15 protein-coding genes are annotated in these 17,147 nt (G+C 45.2%); 2 read left to right on the forward strand and 13 right to left on the reverse strand.

What is annotated here, in order from left to right; translation table 11 throughout:
- Positions 1 to 174 precede the first annotated feature (174 nt).
- Both istA and BLQ59_RS09435 read left to right on the forward strand, forming a co-directional pair.
- Positions 175 to 1,713, forward strand: coding sequence for an IS21 family transposase (gene istA / locus BLQ59_RS09430; RefSeq protein ID WP_074572192.1), 1,539 nt, complete (start codon positions 175 to 177; stop codon positions 1,711 to 1,713).
- A complete protein-coding gene (locus BLQ59_RS09435; protein ID WP_074572193.1) occupies positions 1,703 to 2,452 on the forward strand; it encodes an ATP-binding protein in 750 nt (249 codons plus the stop codon). Before istA ends, BLQ59_RS09435 begins: the two co-directional genes overlap by 11 nt.
- Before the next feature lie 510 nt (positions 2,453 to 2,962).
- Here the strand turns inward: BLQ59_RS09435 and BLQ59_RS15790 are convergent.
- From BLQ59_RS15790 to argB, 13 genes are all read right to left on the reverse strand, one after another.
- On the reverse strand, positions 2,963 to 3,193 hold the full coding sequence (locus BLQ59_RS15790) for a hypothetical protein (RefSeq protein WP_218122894.1): 231 nt from the start codon (positions 3,191 to 3,193) through the stop codon (positions 2,963 to 2,965).
- 11 nt (positions 3,194 to 3,204) lie between these two features.
- Complete coding sequence (locus BLQ59_RS09445; protein ID WP_074572702.1) at positions 3,205 to 5,019, reverse strand: ATP-dependent helicase; 1,815 nt, start codon at positions 5,017 to 5,019, stop codon at positions 3,205 to 3,207.
- Positions 5,016 to 6,986 carry an ATP-dependent nuclease gene (locus BLQ59_RS09450; RefSeq protein WP_074572703.1) on the reverse strand — a complete coding sequence of 657 codons (1,971 nt, stop codon included), beginning with the start codon at positions 6,984 to 6,986 and terminating at the stop codon, positions 5,016 to 5,018. The genes BLQ59_RS09445 and BLQ59_RS09450 overlap by 4 nt, the downstream gene beginning before the upstream one ends.
- A 56-nt stretch (positions 6,987 to 7,042) precedes the next feature.
- Complete coding sequence (locus BLQ59_RS09455; RefSeq protein ID WP_074572704.1) at positions 7,043 to 7,444, reverse strand: 3'-5' exonuclease; 402 nt, start codon at positions 7,442 to 7,444, stop codon at positions 7,043 to 7,045.
- Between the two features lie 69 nt (positions 7,445 to 7,513).
- The gene (locus BLQ59_RS09460; RefSeq protein WP_074572705.1) at positions 7,514 to 7,957 is read right to left on the reverse strand and encodes a UvrD-helicase domain-containing protein; all 444 of its coding nucleotides are present in this window, start codon (positions 7,955 to 7,957) and stop codon (positions 7,514 to 7,516) included.
- Between the two features lie 104 nt (positions 7,958 to 8,061).
- Positions 8,062 to 8,322 (reverse strand): hypothetical protein, encoded by a 261-nt coding sequence (locus BLQ59_RS09465; RefSeq protein WP_074572706.1) that lies wholly within the window; start codon positions 8,320 to 8,322, stop codon positions 8,062 to 8,064.
- Positions 8,323 to 8,384: 62 nt separating this feature from the next.
- Positions 8,385 to 9,479: a restriction endonuclease subunit S gene (locus tag BLQ59_RS09470; RefSeq protein ID WP_074572707.1), complete on the reverse strand. Its 1,095-nt coding sequence runs from the start codon at positions 9,477 to 9,479 to the stop codon at positions 8,385 to 8,387.
- A gap of 315 nt (positions 9,480 to 9,794) precedes the next feature.
- Positions 9,795 to 11,252, reverse strand: coding sequence for a type I restriction-modification system subunit M (locus tag BLQ59_RS09475; protein ID WP_074572708.1), 1,458 nt, complete (start codon positions 11,250 to 11,252; stop codon positions 9,795 to 9,797).
- A 136-nt stretch (positions 11,253 to 11,388) separates the two neighbouring features.
- Positions 11,389 to 12,807 (reverse strand): argininosuccinate lyase, encoded by a 1,419-nt coding sequence (argH, locus tag BLQ59_RS09480; protein ID WP_074572709.1) that lies wholly within the window; start codon positions 12,805 to 12,807, stop codon positions 11,389 to 11,391.
- Positions 12,804 to 14,018 carry an argininosuccinate synthase gene (locus tag BLQ59_RS09485; protein ID WP_074572710.1) on the reverse strand — a complete coding sequence of 405 codons (1,215 nt, stop codon included), beginning with the start codon at positions 14,016 to 14,018 and terminating at the stop codon, positions 12,804 to 12,806. Before BLQ59_RS09485 ends, argH begins: the two co-directional genes overlap by 4 nt.
- An 80-nt stretch (positions 14,019 to 14,098) precedes the next feature.
- On the reverse strand, positions 14,099 to 15,028 hold the full coding sequence (argF, locus tag BLQ59_RS09490; RefSeq protein WP_074572711.1) for an ornithine carbamoyltransferase: 930 nt from the start codon (positions 15,026 to 15,028) through the stop codon (positions 14,099 to 14,101).
- Positions 15,029 to 15,039: 11 nt separating this feature from the next.
- On the reverse strand, positions 15,040 to 16,242 hold the full coding sequence (locus tag BLQ59_RS09495; protein WP_081342526.1) for an acetylornithine transaminase: 1,203 nt from the start codon (positions 16,240 to 16,242) through the stop codon (positions 15,040 to 15,042).
- Between the two features lie 16 nt (positions 16,243 to 16,258).
- Entirely contained in the window at positions 16,259 to 17,143 is an 885-nt protein-coding gene (gene argB / locus BLQ59_RS09500; protein ID WP_074572713.1) for an acetylglutamate kinase, read from the reverse strand.
- Positions 17,144 to 17,147: the final 4 nt, after the last annotated feature.

The following is a 17,147-nucleotide window of genomic DNA, read 5'->3' on the forward strand; positions in this document are numbered from 1 at the left end:
TGAGTATTCCGCTCCGCAGAGCCAGGTCAATCTCCTATTGAGAGCCACCTGTTACGCTGCACGGAGCCGCCCCTAAAATTAAATCCAATACGCTCTAGAGAGCCACTCAGTGTCGCGGTACAATGGACACGTGGAATGGTCCACGAATTCATTGTATAAGGAGTGTGGTTTTTCATGTCCAAGGAAAAAGAGATTCTTCATCGCTTTTTCAAAGGTGAGAGTCAGCGGTCTATTGCCGCTGTTCTCCGGGTATCCCGCAACACGGTGGCTAAAGTCGTCAAGGCTTGCCACGAGCATCCGCTGGATGCGGCTGCTTTGGATGGTATGGATTTGGCAGCATTGCATCATCACCTCTTTCCTGCTGAAGCAGATTTGCCTGGTCAGGTTCAGCCAGACTATGAATTCATTCATAAGGAGCTCTTGAAAAGCGGTGTAACGCTAAAACTCCTATGGGAAGAATATGCAGCAGACTGCCGGCAGGCTAATAAGCTATATTTCATGTATTCCCAATTTTGTAAGCGGTATCGTGATTTTGTCGACCATCACCACCTTACCATGCATATTCATCACAAGCCAGCTGAGCGGCTTATGGTAGATTGGGCTGGTACTACGCTTAAGTTGTATAATCCTGAAACTGGTGCGGTTACGAAAGCGTACTTGTTTGTCGCCACCTTGCCGTTCAGCATGTATTGCTATGCAGAGGCATGCCGTGATATGAAAGAACATTCGTGGATTCAGGCCCATATTCATCTCATGGAGTTTCTTGGCGGCAGCGCCAGATTACTCGTGTCAGATAATCTCCGCACCGGTATCATTTCGCATCGAAAACATGAGGATCCCATTGCCAATCGCTCTTATCAAGAATTTGCAGACCATTACGGGATGGCATTGTTGCCAGCACGTGTGCTGGCTCCAAAGGATAAAGCTGCTGTTGAGGGAAGCGTCGGCCAAGTAACGACTCATATCATTGCCAAACTCCGCAATCGAAAGTTTTTCGACCTTTACGAGATGAATCAGGCAATTCAGGAGGAACTGTACCGGTTCAACGAAGCCCCCTTCCAGAAAAAAGATGGCTCACGCAGTTCTATATTCCATATGGAGGAGTGTCCATTTCTTCGTCCGTTACCGCAGTGCCCATATGAGTACGCAGACTGGAAAAAGGCAACGGTTCAACTCAACTACCATATCACGGTAGACCATCAGAACTACTCAGTTCCTTACGAATATGTCCGCAAGCGTGTGGATGTGCGGCTTACCAGCCATGTTGTAGAGATTTATACAGAAGGGAGGCGGATCGCCAATCACAAAAGAATCGTTGGCAAACGCGGACAGTATTCAACTGTGGAAGAACATATGCCGAAAAATCATCAGCTATACAGCCAATGGGATGGCAATCGCTTCCGTCGGTGGTCAGAAAAATGTGGCGAACATGTCCACACAGTCATCGAGCGGCTGCTGGCCAGCTACCGCGTAGAAGAACAAGCCTACAAGGGCTGCCTTGCTCTCCTGAAACTGTCAGATCAATACGGCATTCCACGATTGAATACTGCCTGTGAGCTTGCACTGCGGCAGGTTCCATCACCTCGCTATAAACTCATCCAAAACATCTTAGTGACTCAGCAGGATATCAAGATTGAGCAGCCTGCGGCGCATTCTCAGAATGCATTTGTCAGAGGAGCAGCTTATTACGGAGGTGAGTACCATGGTAAATGAAACTGTCCGTAAGCTGCAGGAGATGCGTCTCTCTGTTATGGCAAAAACTTATATGGATCAGATGGAACATCCGGAGGAATTTGAATCCATGACATTCAATGAGCGCTTTTCACTCATTGTTGACCGTGAATCTGACGTTCGTTTGAATACCAAGCTGAAAAAGCTCATCACCAGTGCGAAATTCCCCAGCAACACAGCTGATATGGAAGATATCTTGTACTGGCCGGACCGTCACTTGGATCGGGACCTAATTCAGATGCTCCGTACCAATGCTTACATTGACAAAAAGCGGAATGTCATGTTTCTAGGACCGACTGGCAGCGGCAAGACGTTCCTAGCCAATGCGCTTGGAATCAACGCATGTCGTGATGGTTATAAAGTTCTCTATTTGCGCCTGCCGGATTTCTTCGCAGAATATGCAGAAGCAGAAGCCAAAACAGCTCAATTGGATCTTATGAAAAAGTATCAGAAAATCAAAATGCTGATTCTCGATGAGTTTTTGCTAATCCCAATCAATGAGCTTCAGCAACGGATGCTTCTGGAACTTCTGGAGCGCCGCTGGGGGCAATCGGCCACAATCTTCTGCTCACAGTTTGACATTCCTGGCTGGCATAGCCAACTTGGCGGCGGAGCTGTGGCAGATGCCATCATGGACCGTATCATCCCTGGTTCTTATAAAATGAAACTGGAAGGCGATGTATCCATGCGGCAGCGTATGGCTGAAATGGAAGAAGCATAAACCATGGCGGAGTCATCCGTGTCCATCGGAGATGGATGGCTCTGTCTATCATATCGGATGGCTAACGCCATCTATATTAAGTGGCTCTGAGAAGCATATTGATATGCTCTCAAGCGCCGCAGTATTCACCCGGCGATTACATGATCCGCCTTATTTCTCTTGTTATAAAGATTGTACCATAAAAAAGAAAATCAAGCAACTTTTCCCTATCCAATGGCTATACGGGATTACAACAATAACACAAAGGAGCCGCCCTCAATAAGAGAGCGGCTCCTTTGTGTCTGATATGCGTACTCCATGCGTTATGGTGAGTCAAACGATAACGCTACTTAGCATGTTGCATATAGAAATGCGATACTCATTCGCTTATCCGAAATAATCCTGCATCAGCTTTGCCTTTAGCGTTTGCAAAGTTTCTATGCTTTGCTGAATAGACAATTTCGATTTGTCGGTGATGGCTACGAAGTCGGCGAATTGTCCAATATATCCACCAACATTGATTACGAATATTTAATCCGCCATATCGATCTTGCGTTTGTGCATATCATCAAGCATTTCCTTAGTTTTGGTAAGGGTTCCTTCATCCATATTCTCCCAAACTTCAGAATCTCCAGAATGCCCAAAGAGGCCAACACTGCGAACAATATTGCCATCTAATGTAAGTCTCTTCTGTACTTCTATATATTCATTTTTAAATCGCGTGCTGCCGCATAGAGTAATTACCTTAAAATTCCCATGCATTATTTGACCTCTTATCTATCCTTACCATATTTTGAATATAGTCGTTTCCAGTACCTTGACGGATAAAACTTTTCTCTCCGAGGACCATTTTTTGTATAAACAGTATAATACTTTGAACGCATTAATACACAAACACGTTTTGCTCGGCTCACACAGACAAAGCATAAACGATTAGCCTCTGCTAATAATCTAGAATCATTTTTTGCATAATATCTTGGAAAACGGTCTTCTTCCATTCCCATCATGACTATAGCTTCAAACTCCAGTCCTTTTGAACTGTGCCGTGTTGAAATAACAATTTGATTTTCTGGCTTTCCAATTTTAGAAAACTTATCTATTCCATATTCCTGATATTCACTACCAGACATTTCTTTCACCAAATTATCAATATTATCTTTTTCATCCTGAAAATACGTATTTTGTTCAAGATACTTATCAAAGCATAGTGCTTTCCTTACATAATCAAACCACTGTGTCAATGATTTTTCATAGACTTTGCTTCCCACAAGAATCTTATACAGACGTTCCCTGATAATCAATTTTTCTTCATCTGTCAAATATGTTGCGCCATTTACTGTTATCAAAGATATCCAAAAATCCCCTATATCAGAAAACACGATATCTCTATCCCCTTCAATCCACGAAGCACAGTTCTCAACCCACTTAACAAAATCACTTCGATTAAATTGATGTTTTACAATATAGTATGGAATATTCTCTTTCTGACATCTCAATGCAATACTATTACATTCCGAATTATTTTCAACTAGTACTGCTATCTCTTCATAGGGAATATGGTTTTCTACAAGTCCCGGAACAATTCTTTTAACAAAATATTCTATTTGGTCATCCAACTCTTCGCTTACTTCTATAAATTTGTAAACTGCATTTTCATTTTCTCTTGTTTTTGCAACATAACCACGCTGTTGATTTAACACAAGTTCTGATCCGTCAATAATGTCTTGGTTGCTTCTATAGTTATTTAATAAAGTTATTTTCTTAACATCAGGTCTGTCAGCTAGTTCAATTAAATAATCAGGAACTGCTCCCTGAAATCCATATATTGATTGATCCGGATCACCAACAGCAAAGAATTTAATTTTTGTTTTATCTATAAGCGCAAGAACCATTTCATGAAGTGGTCGCCCCAAATCCTGATATTCATCAATTAACAACCACGGATATTTTGCTGCTATACACTCTCTAACATAAGGTTTTTCCTGCAGTAACTTTGTAGACTCTATAATAATTGTTTCATAATCAATGACACCGGCCTGATTTAAAAGTTTTTCATATTCGTCAGCTATTATCTCTGCGATTTTATCTCTGTCAACACTAATATTACTTACTCCAGAAACACTTAGCATTCTTGTACAATTCATTCTCCCAATTTTAAAATATTTGTTATCACACTCAACATTTTTCTTTGCTGTCTCAAATAATTGTGTTCTTTGTTTTTCTGAAGCAATTCTTATCGGCGTTGGGATATTTAATGAATATACATCACTAAATTTGCCAAGTATCTCCGTGAGACAAAATGAATGTACAGTACCAAGAAATATGTTATTCCCCCTTACTAAGCCTAATTCTTTTAGTCTCTCTGTAAATTCTCTTGCAGCCTCTCTACTATATGTTAAACATGCTAAACCACGAGGTTCAGCAATTACACTATTTAACAAATGCATGGCTTTTAAAGTCAATACAGTTGTTTTTCCACTTCCCGGACCAGCTAATACAACTGTATTACTTTGACTTTCAAAAGCAGCCTTCTGGTATTCATCTTTTTCAATTCTACTTAATTTTTCAATATAGGTCGTCGTACTCATTCATCTACTTTCGTATAAATATATTCAATGGCATTCTTTACATAATCCGGACAGTTATCAGCAACACATTTTCCTGAGAAAATCTGAGCAAATCTTCCCTTTCCAACACTCTGGTCTTCGATTCGTCTTAAGCAGAACTCATAATCTTGATTCCTCAATCTATTTTTAAAGTTATTCTGCTTTCGATTGCTTTCAACTAACTGATTAAAAGTGTCGGTAAAAGCTCTTTCACCATCTTCTGTAGACGTGCATTCCATCATGTCAACCTCAAACGTATATTTACCAATAAAATATCCACGTTCTGAAAAATGTAAATCTAAATCAGTATTTTCCGGCACACTATCATTCAAAGCTTCAAACGTTTTAATGGCATTTTCCATTCCGAGTGATCCATATGTATCATTATCTTTTACATCTTTTTCCATTACATGATAGTTTCTAGTCGACTCCTCTCCATCCTCAGTATTTTCAATATAGAAATCACCATCTGTTATAACAGAATACGGTATACTAAGAGACTTTAGCATCTTCATATACGGTTTGAAATTTGTACAATTAATATTACAAACTACTATTCCCTTCTCATCCAGCGGTTTGCCTATTAATTCAGCAAATTTAGGAATAATGTATTCTTCCGCAATACCTTCGACAAGTATCACGCCTTTTCCTAAAAATATTTCACCACGTTTAACGTCGAGATAACGCTCAACGTCTAAAAATTCTCCGTCTATCATAGGCATACTTGCTGTAGAATGAGCAACTGTGCTCCCTGACTCTTGATGCAAATGTACCAATGACTTAATTGGAGCTACCGAAGTAATATGCGTTGAATGTGTAGTCAAGAGAATAGGAAATCCGTTTCGATTAATAACATCTTTATATATTAACCGCTGATAAACTGGATGAAGATGTGCTTCAGGCTCCTCGATGGCTAACAGAGTAACTGCATTATTTCCATGTCCATTGTCTGTCATAAATGTATACAATGCAGCATAATTCTCTTCGCTTATGTCAGTTCTTAACACATAATTTCCGCCTGCATTTGGAATATAGCATTCACCTAATATTTCACTATTTTCCTTTGTTAACAGTTCCGAATATTCTATACCAGAAACAAAAGTTGGCACCGTTTTGTCCTTCAGCATCTGAAGAACCAGCGAAATATATAAAATATTATCTAGTCCCAAACTAGAATCTGATACAGAGCGATTTGCCATCAACATTTTCAGGGAGCCTAATACCCTTGTTGGGTCCACCTCCATAGCCTGTAACGAAATATCATAGTCATGATTTCCAAGAATTTCCGAAAAACGTTCATTGATATGCATTGTCATATCATTGATTTCATCTAAGTTTAAAACACGATCGCCACATTCTTTATATTCACTTGCTATATTTTCAAGAACTTCTTTACTGATTTTATAATCATCAAGCATCTTTTTTACTGGAGATTTTTTGCTATTTCGTAAATCTACTTCTACATCTCTTAGTGCCTTAATAACTTTTATATTAAGATACTTTCTTTCTCTCGAACCAAATTTTCTCGACATATTATCACGCATATATACTTCATATTGGTATTCTTTATTTCCAAAATCATCAATATGTGGAAAGAACTTATAGCTTAATAACAGGGCCTCATTTCCTTCGTCATCCAAAACAGTTGCATCAGATAACATTGTCATTACTGCAACATTTCTTCTGTAATTACTAATATAAATCTGAATTAAAATCTCCTGGTTGTTCTCCATAGGATTTTCAAGAGAATCATTAAAATCACTTTCAGACAGCATTCTATCTTCATCTGAAAGTGAAGGATCTAAAATCAGCTGCAAAGCTCTGATAAAATTAGTTTTACCAATATTATTCTCACCAACGATTACTGACTTGTGCTGCAAATTAACATCTAAGTCCTTAAAGTTTCTATAATTCTTTATGACCACTCTAGATATATATAAACTGTCCATTATCATCCCTCAATTCGTCGTTATATTTAGGTTAAATATCTTCTTATGCGCATATATTACACAATCAATTCACTCAATCCGCCATAGCATGTCACGCATGCGCTTTTTCTTGCTCTTATAAGCGCAACATAAAGCAGACACTTCTCTCCTGTTCTGAATTCCTCAAGAGAAATATCATCTTCAAAGTCTGCTCTTGTTCCAAAAGGAAGTACCTTTTTGTTTACTGCTACCGCAAAGACATGATCGAACTCAAGGCCCTTTACTCTATGCATGGTTGCAATTCTTACACCTCCAAGAGAGCGATCATCAGTCTTGTTTGCCTTGATTTCAAAGGACTTAATTCCAGCCCTCTGCAATCCTGCAATATAGTTATCAAGCAATTTGTGAGTTCTTGCTACGATACAGATATTTTTCTGCTCTACGCCAGTAGATTCCAATTCATGGATTCTTTTTACCAAGTAATCGAGTTCTTCCTCCGGAGTTGCAAACTCCTTAATCTCAGGTTTATCTCCATGCGTAAGAGACTGTCATCCCTTACTGTTATCATAATCCTCATCTAAATCATCAAAAGAAACTCCATTAAGCAATCCAAATGCAAACTTACGGATTTCTTCTGTAGTTCTATAATTGATTCTCAAATAGCTACTTCTTCCACGGACATTGATTCCACATTTTGAAAGAACAGCCTTATTTCTATAGATTCTCTGATGTGAGTCACCAACAATGAAAATATCATTCTGGTGTTCATCTCCTGCAAGCGCTATGAGCAATCTATATGCACTTGGGCTAAGATCCTGACCTTCGTCCACGATAATAGATGTATACTGGCCTGTAAGTTTTTTGTTTTCAAGAATCTTTCGACACTCATACATAGCAGTCTCTACGTCACGCTGCAGCTTTTCGTTCATGATATTTTGATATTCATCAAATACATCCCATATCTGCATACGAACTTTTCTATCGAGACGCACTCCTCTGCCAATTTTAGGAGCTTTGCAGTATGATACTTTGTCATATACTTCCTGAGCTTGAACTACCTTAACCCACTCATCTTTATAGAAGTTTTCTACAAAGCTTAGGTCTCCAATGCCTTGACTATGGTGGACTGATAGTATTTTAAGGTTCGTTCACTACAACCTTCTACCTTTTTAGCCGCAATAAACATTTCCACAAACTCATCATTGCTTGTCCCCGTATCATTATCTACCATACTACCATCTGTGACTACTTTATTCGACAGGCATTCGGTCAATTTTTCACGGAGGCGCATCAACTGTGCATTATCCAAATAGGGAAGCATCCCCTGCACAATTTCGGTGATAAGGTAATCTTTCATATAGACTTTTCCTTTCCACCAACCTCCGGCACCTCTTAATCCGTTACAATCATGATATTCAATTAGCCAAAATAATCTTGCATAAGTTTTGCCTTTAGCGTCTGTAACGTTTCAATACTCTGCTGAATAGCAAGTTTCGATTTGTCGGTGAGTTCGACAAAGGAAATATATTCGTTTTGAAGTTCACGAGGCGGTACTAACACTTTGAGGCTCTTAATAGCATCAAAGTTTAACCCTGCTTTTACAGCCGATTGATTTTTTGTATCAAATTGCCGTTTTCCTGCATCGCTTTCCATAAAATAAGAAACATATCCCGGATTGATTTCTTCTTTCTTCAATCGTATGCACGTGAGATGCTGATTGATGTATGCTCCGCGTTCTTCAAGCTCTTTAGATACAACTCCAGTTCTCCCTAAATCTGCCGTAATGCTTATAAGCAAGTCACCTTCACGAACCTTTGTCCGTTTCGCCTCAGCATTGTCTGGTGGAGTCACATATTGCACATTTTCCAAGGTAATACGATTATTTTTCACATTCTTGATGGTAATGAATATCTCCCCGTTATCAGAGAAATATTTTGACCAGCCTCGTGAACCAGAGGTTAGAAATTCTATATATTCATCGAGAGTGTGCTCTGCCCATCCCATCGGATTTGTCACCGGGTCACCAAACATCTCAACAAACCGTGATTTGACAATATCTTCCATCAAGGCCTGTTTTAGCTGATATTTACATATTAAAGCATCAACTCTATCTAAGATGTTAACTTTTTCCCGTTGTTCATCTAATGTGCAGATATGAATATCAGCGTCAGTAATATTCGATAGTTTTATATACTTAATAACTCCGCCGATAGCATCACTTCTAAGCCTCTCAACATACTTTTCCATAAATCTATACAGATATGGCACCAAAAGAACATTTTTGTCATTGCTTTCAATAATATATGTTCGTTGGTAGGCATTGAATTTACCATCATAATATTTTACATTTAAGTCACCATTTCCTGCAACCAATACACATTCACAATCGTAATCATATCTATTAATTCTCAGACTATTAACAGAGCAAGTAAAAAAGGGATATTCCCCATTTTCATCAGCTGCATTGGCATCCAATTTGCCTGTTTTTACTGATACATAATCTCCTAAACGCATTTCTTCTCCTCTATCATTACATCTGGCTATGGTTCCCTACTCTACAGAAATGCCACCTTGCCAAAAGTATTATCACGCTGGGTGCACCCCCGAGCGTGGCAGGCGACAACTGACTGTAGCGTGGAGCACAGGGCGTTAAGAAACTGTTTTTTGCCATACCTCTGCTCTAGCGGGAAAAGTCTACTGTTTGAGCATAGCGAGTTTTGACTTTTCACGCTAATTAATTAAGGGCAAAAAACAGTTTTAGCCAAGGGCTCAAGCGAAAGGCAGATGCCGCCTGCCACGCGCCCAACTGCCTCGAACCAGTCCCGCGTACTATTTCAGCATCTCCCGCAGCTTTTCCATATCCTCACTGATGGACAAACTAAGCTCGTCCAACTTCGTCATCAATTCCAACGTACTGGGATATTCCACCGGCACATACTCAATTTCCTTATACTTATTGATGGACAAGTCATATCCATTCTGCCGGATCTCCTCCACCGGCACAAAGAAACTCTGCTCCGTGCGCTTGCGGCCTTCTTCCTGTTCCAGATTCTTGAACCGGGCGATAATGTCAGGAATATCGTTCTCCTCAATCTCCTGCCGCTTGTCATCAAGGCTGTAGCCGTCTGCCTGCATATCGTAGAACCAAACCTTGTCCGTACCGCCTGCATTTGTCTTGGTAAAGAAGAGTATTGCCGTGGATACCCCTGCATAAGGCTTGAACACGCCGCTGGGCATGGAGACCACTGCCGTCAATTTGTTGTTATCCACCAGTTCCTTGCGCAGAGCCTGATGAGCCTTGGACGAACCAAAGAGCACGCCATCGGGGACAATAACCGCCGCTCTGCCGCCCAGCTTCAGGATACGCAGGAACAGGGCGAGAAAGAGCAGCTCTGTTTTCTTGGTCTTGGTAACGCGCAGCAGACTTTCCTCCACGGTTTCATTGTCCAGAGAGCCTTTAAATGGAGGATTGGCCAGACAAAGGGTATAGAGTTCCTTATCGGGATTATGCTTGGAAAGGCTGTCTTTATAGTCAATGCTGGGATTTTGCACACCATGAAGCATCATGTTCATAGTACCGATGCGCAGCATGGTGGGGTCCGTATCAAAGCCATTGAACATGGTCGTATTGAAATGCTGGGCCTGTTCATCATCCAGCAGCATATCCCCATGATGTTTACGGATAAATTCTTCTGCGGCTACTAAAAATCCTGCCGTGCCCATCGCCGGATCTACCACAATATCCGAAGGCTGCGGCGCCGCCATCTCCACCATCATCTTGATGATATGGCGCGGCGTGCGGAACTGGCCGTTGATTTTGGAAGAAGCCAGCTTGGACAACATGTACTCATACAGGTCACCCTTGCTGTCTTCTTCATTCAGTTCCAGCTTATCGATGCCCTCAATGATCTTCGCCAGTTTGTCCGGTGCAGAAATCTGGAAGGTCGCATCCTTCATAAAACGGGTGTAGGAAGCATCATCATCGGGATGCAGATTCTTGATAAAAGGGAAAATCTCATCCTGCATGAGCTGAAACTGTACGGCCGGCGCTAAATTCTTAAACTTGCTCCAACGATAATTCTGCTGCTCCGGGCCAAAGATTTTCTCCTCATGCTCAAAGCCCAACAGCGCCGCATTTGCTTCGTTCTCTGTCTCTATATCATCAAGCTGCTTGATAAACAGCAGGTAAGTAAACTGCTCGATAACCAACAGCGGATTCGTCAGTCCTCCCGTCCAGAAGGTATCCCAAATCTGGTCTACTTTATTTCGCTCTTCGCCTACTAACATTTCTTATCCTCCCACGTTCATACCAATCTCTTTTTATTGTATAGTTTATGAGCATAGATGTCAAAAACAGCCTTGCCAAAGACGATTGTCCCAGTAAGGCTGTTCTTTAATATTTGACATGTCAATTTTTGACTGGTCAGATTTGCTGACAGGTCAACTTTGTATTACTTTCTTTCTCGGCCGCAATCAGTTCCTGTGCCGCTTCGAGCTGGCGTTCTACCTGCTTATCGGAAGTGCCGCCCAAAGAGTTGCGCTGGTTGACGCAGGTCTCGGGCTTCAAAGCTTCGGCAATATCGGATTCGAACAGCGGCGAAAGCTTCTGCAGCTCGGGCAAGGTCATATCGGCCAGGTACTTGCCCTGGGCAATGCACTCATGAACAGCCGTACCAGCCACCGCATGGGCCTGACGGAAGGGCAGGCCCTTCTTGACCAGGTAATCGGCCAAATCCGTAGCGTTGGAGAAGTCCTCCTCGACGGCCTTGCGCATGACGTCTTTCTTGACCTTCATGCCGCGAATCAGCTGGGCATAAACACCTAAGCTGAATTTCACCGTATCGATGGCATCGAAGATGCCTTCCTTGTCCTCCTGCAAATCCTTGTTATAAGCCAAGGGCAGGCCTTTTACGGTGGTCAGCATAGCCATCAGGTGGCCGATAACCCGGCCGGTCTTGCCGCGTACCAGTTCGGATACATCGGGGTTCTTCTTCTGCGGCATCATGGACGAGCCCGTGCAATGGGCATCGTCAAGTTCCACAAAGGAGAACTCCCGGCTGCACCAGAGGATGGTCTCTTCCGACAGGCGGGAGAGATGCACCATTAGAATGCTGGCTGCGGACAGGAATTCCATGATGTAGTCACGGTCGCTGACCGCATCGAGGCTGTTGCCGTAAATCTGCTCGAAGTTCAGCTGCTTAGCCACCAGTTCCCGATCAATCGGGAAGGTAGTGCCAGCCAAGGCACCTGCGCCCAAAGGCATAATATCCGCCCGTTTGTATACGCCCTCGAAGCGGGCATAGTCACGGGAGAGCATGCCGAAATAGGCCAGCAGATGATGCGCAAAGAGAATGGGCTGTGCCCGCTGGAGATGGGTGTAACCAGGCATGATGACATCCTGATTTTTCTTGGCCAGCTCCACGAGGGCTTCCTGCAGGTTGATGATTTCCTGCTGGACAGCCACGACTTCCCGGCGCACATACATATGGGTATCGAGGGCCACCTGGTCATTGCGGCTGCGGGCGGTATGGAGCCGCCCGCCAGCTTCGCCAATGGCCTCGGTAAGCCGTTTTTCGATATTCATATGGATATCTTCAAGATCCACGGAGAAGTCGAAGTCCCCCGCTTCAATCTGCGCTTCGATATCCTTGAGGCCCTGCAGGATTGCCCCGCAGTCGTCCTCAGAGATGATGCCGCACTTGGAGAGCATGATGGCATGGGCGATGGAGCCCGCAATGTCCTCATGGTACATGCGCTTGTCAAAATTTATGGAGGCCTGGAATTCATTGACCATTTCATCTACGGTCTTGGTGAAACGGCCTCCCCACATGGCCTCGCTCATTTACCCGTCTTCTCCTGCATCAGGGCACGAACCTTGAGCGGCAGGCCGAACAGGTTGATGAAGCCCGTAGCATCTGCCTGGTTGTATACGTCATCATGCTCGAAGGTCACAAATTCCTGGCTGTACAGGGAGTACGGGGAAGTGGAACCAGCGGAGATGATGTTGCCCTTGTAGAGTTTCAGTTTGACCTGACCAGTCACGGTCTGCTGGGTGCTGTTGACGAATGCATCCAGTGCTTCGCGCAGCTGGCAGAACCACATGCCATCGTAAACGAGTTCGGCATAACGGATGCCAACCTGCTGCTTGTAGTGATAGGTGTTGCGGTCAAGGCAGAGGTATTCCAGTTCACGGTGTGCATAGTAGAGCAGAGCTCCGCCCGGGTTCTCATAGACACCGCGGGACTTCATGCCCACGAGACGGTTTTCGCAGATATCCACGATACCAACGCCGTTGCGGGCACCAATCTTGTTGAGTTCTTCGAGCAGTTCCACAGCGCCCATTTTCTTGCCGTTTACGCCTACCGGTTCGCCCTTTTCAAAGTCGATGGTCACGTATTCCGGTTCGTCCGGAGCATCCTTCGGAGCCTTGGAAATCAGGAACATGCTGTCATGCGGCTCGTTGGCCGGATCTTCGAGGTCTGCGCCTTCATGGGACAGATGCCAGATGTTACGGTCCATGGAATAGGTCTTGTTTTCCGTAGCGATGGGAATATCATGCTTCTTGGCATATTCGATTTCAGCGGAGCGGGAATCGAGGTCCCATTCACGCCAGGGAGCAATCAGAGTGATGTTCGGAGCCAGAGCCTTGACTGTCAGCTCGAAACGAACCTGGTCATTGCCCTTGCCGGTAGCGCCATGAGCGATGGCATCCGCGCCTTCCTGCTTGGCGATTTCCACCAGTTTTTTGGCAATGATCGGGCGGGCAAAGGAAGTGCCTAAGAGGTACTTGTCTTCGTAAACAGCACCGGCCTTCAACGTGGGCCATACATATTCCTTGAGGAATTCTTCCTTGAGGTCTGCAATATAAACCTTGGAAGCACCGGATTTCAGCGCCTTATCATGAACGGCATCCAGCTCATCGCCCTGCCCTACATCGGCGCAGCAGGCGATAACTTCGCAGCCATCATAGTTTTCCTTGAGCCAGGGAATGATAACGGAGGTATCCAGACCGCCGGAGTAAGCCAGAACTACTTTTTTAATCTGTTTAGCCATAATATTACTTCCTTTCTATTGTAAAAAATTACACCTCATCCGCCCCTGACGGGGCACCTTTCCCTCAAGGGGAAGGCTTTTTAACCCATAGTCAAAGCCATAATGGCCTTCTGGGTATGGAGGCGGTTTTCTGCTTCGTCAAAAATCACATGGGCATTGGCTTCGAGGACTTCCTCGGTGATTTCCTCGCCGCGGTAAGCCGGCAGGCAGTGCATCACGATAGCCCGCTTGTCTGCATGAGCTAGAAGTTCCTTGTTGACCTGATAAGGCGCGAAGATCTTCTTGCGCGCATCATGCTCCTCTTCCTGCCCCATGCTGGCCCAAGTGTCCGTGACCACGATATCGGCGCCCTTGACCGCTTCCACCGGATCTGTCACGAGTTCAATGCTGGCGCCCGTGAGCTTGGCATCTTCTTTGGCCAGCTTGGTCACGGTAGCATCAGGCTTGTAATCTGCCGGCGTAGCTGCCACAAAGGTCATGCCCGCTTTGGCACAGCCATACATGTAGGAATTGGTCATATTGTTGCCATCCCCCACATAGGCCATCTTGAGCCCCTTGAGGTTCTTGCCCTTATGCTCCTGAATGGTCAGCAAATCCGTCAATACCTGACAGGGATGGAGCAAATCGGTCAGGGCATTGATTACGGGAATATCCGCGTATTTAGCCAGTTCCTCTACTCTATCGTGCCCGTAGGTACGGATCATAATGCCGTCCAGATAACGGGAGAGCACCCGGGCCGTATCCTTGATGGGTTCGCCGCGGCCCAGCTGCAAATCGCGGTTGGACAGGAACAATGCCTGACCGCCCAGTTGGTACATGCCCACTTCGAAGGAAACTCTGGTTCGCGTGGAGGATTTTTCAAATATCATGCCCAAGGTCTTGCCTTTAAGCAGATGATGTTCGATCCCCGCCTTCTGCTTGGCCTTGAGTTCATGCGCCAAAGCCAGGATTTCCTGCACTTCATCCACGGAAAGTTCGTGGATGGATAACATATCGCGTCCTTTTAACATCCAAAGCCCCCTTATTCGGCATATTTGCCGATTACTTCGTCCATTACTGCAAATGCTTCATCAATCTGTGCCGTGGTGATGATCAGTGGCGGGATAAAGCGCAAAACCTTGCCAGCCGTGCAGTTGATAATCAGACCTTGCGCCAGGCAGTCATTGACAATATCCCGGCCATGGTCGGCCTCTTTGAGTTCTGCACCGAGAATCAGGCCCTCGCCACGCACATCCACGATATAGTTTGGATATTTGTTGGCTAATTCCTGCAATTTATCCTTAAAATATTTGCCCACAGACTGAATATTTTTAAGGAAGCTTTCCTGCGGCACCGTATCAAGTACCACATTGGCTGCGGCACAGGCCAGCGGATTGCCGCCGAAGGTCGTGCCATGGTCGCCGGGCTTAAAGGCCTTGGCTACCTTGTCGGTAACGATGAAGGCACCGATGGGCACGCCGCCCGCCAAACCTTTGGCCAAGGTTACGATATCGGGTTTGATGCCGTAGTTCTCATAGGCGAAGAACTTGCCGCTGCGGCCGATACCCGCCTGAATCTCATCGAGGATCAGCAGAGCGCCGTGCTTGTCACAAAGGGACCGTACCTGTTTGAGGTAATCTGCATCCGGCGTATGCACGCCGCCTTCCCCCTGAATGGTTTCGAGCATCACTGCCGCAGTCTTGTCGCTAATCTTTTCTTCGAGCTCGGCAATGTCATTGTAATGCACATAGCTGAACCCCTCAGGCAGTGGCCCGAGGCCCTCATGGTAATGGGGCTGGCCCGTAGCCGTCAGCGTGGCGATGGTACGGCCATGGAAGCTGTCCCAGGCGGAGATAATTTCCGTCTTTTCGGGATTGATGCTATAGCCATACTTGCGGGCAATCTTGATGGCCCCTTCGTTTGCCTCCGCGCCGGAGTTGCCGAAGAAGGCTTTATCCAGGCCGCTGAGTTTCACAAGCTTGGCCGCCGCATCGGCCTGTGGCTGGGTGTAGTAGAGGTTCGAGCAATGGATGAGTTTTCCTGCCTGCTCCGCTACGGCATCAACCAGAGCCTTATTGTTATGGCCCAGCACATTTACCGCAATGCCCCCCAAGAAGTCCAGATACTTCCTACCGTTAATATCCCAGACATAGGCGCCATCGCCATGGTCGAGGACGATCTTATAGCGGTTAAAGACCGGCAGGTAACTTGCCTGGTCCTCCGCAAAAATTTCCTGTTCCTGCATAATTTCTCCCTTTTATTCAACGCACCACCTGGGTGCCAATGCCCCGGGAGGTAAAGATTTCCAAAATGATGGAGTGCGGCAGGCGCCCATCGATGATATGCGTCTTGCCCGTGCCCTGCTCCAGTGAAGTCAGGCAGGCTTCCACCTTCGGAATCATGCCTCCAGCGATGATGCCTTCTTTGATATACTGGCGGGCATCCGGCAGATGCAGTGTGGAGATGAAGCTTGACTTGTCGTTGAAGTCCTTATAGATGCCTTCAATATCCGTCAGCAGCAGTAATTTCTCCGCCTGCAGGGCGCCGGCAATCTCGGCCGCCACATAGTCAGCATTGATATTGTAGCTCTCGCCGTTATCCCCTACACCAATCGGTGCGATAACGGGCACATAGCCCTGCTTCAGTAAGTCTTCGAGGATGCCTGTATCCACCTGCTCCACTTCGCCTACATAGCCGATATCCACAGATTTAGTGTCCTCGCCCTCGTAGACTGTGGCCAGTTTCTTACGGGCCTTTATAAGACCTGCATCCTTGCCGCTGAGCCCCACGGCCCTTACGCCGCGGCGGTTCAGCAGGTTGACGATTTCGGAGTTGACCTTGCCATCGAGCACCATTTCCGCAATCTCGATGGTTTCCTCATCGGTCACCCGGAGGCCGGCTACGAAATCCGACTCCTTGCCCACCTTCTTGAGAAAGCCCGTGATATCCGGGCCACCGCCATGGACGATGACCGGGCGGATGCCCACGTATTTCATCAGGGCAATATCCTGCATGACCTTTTCCTTGAGGTCATCGTTAATCATGGCGTTGCCGCCGTATTTGATGACGATGGTCTTGCCGTAGAACTGCTGGATATAGGGCAGGGCCTCCACCAGGATGGCCGCTTTGTCCTCTGCTGTAAACATCGCC

The sequence above is a fragment of the Pseudoselenomonas ruminantium genome (assembly GCF_900104055.1).
In the GTDB taxonomy this organism is placed as follows: domain Bacteria; phylum Bacillota; class Negativicutes; order Selenomonadales; family Selenomonadaceae; genus Selenomonas_A; species Selenomonas_A ruminantium_C.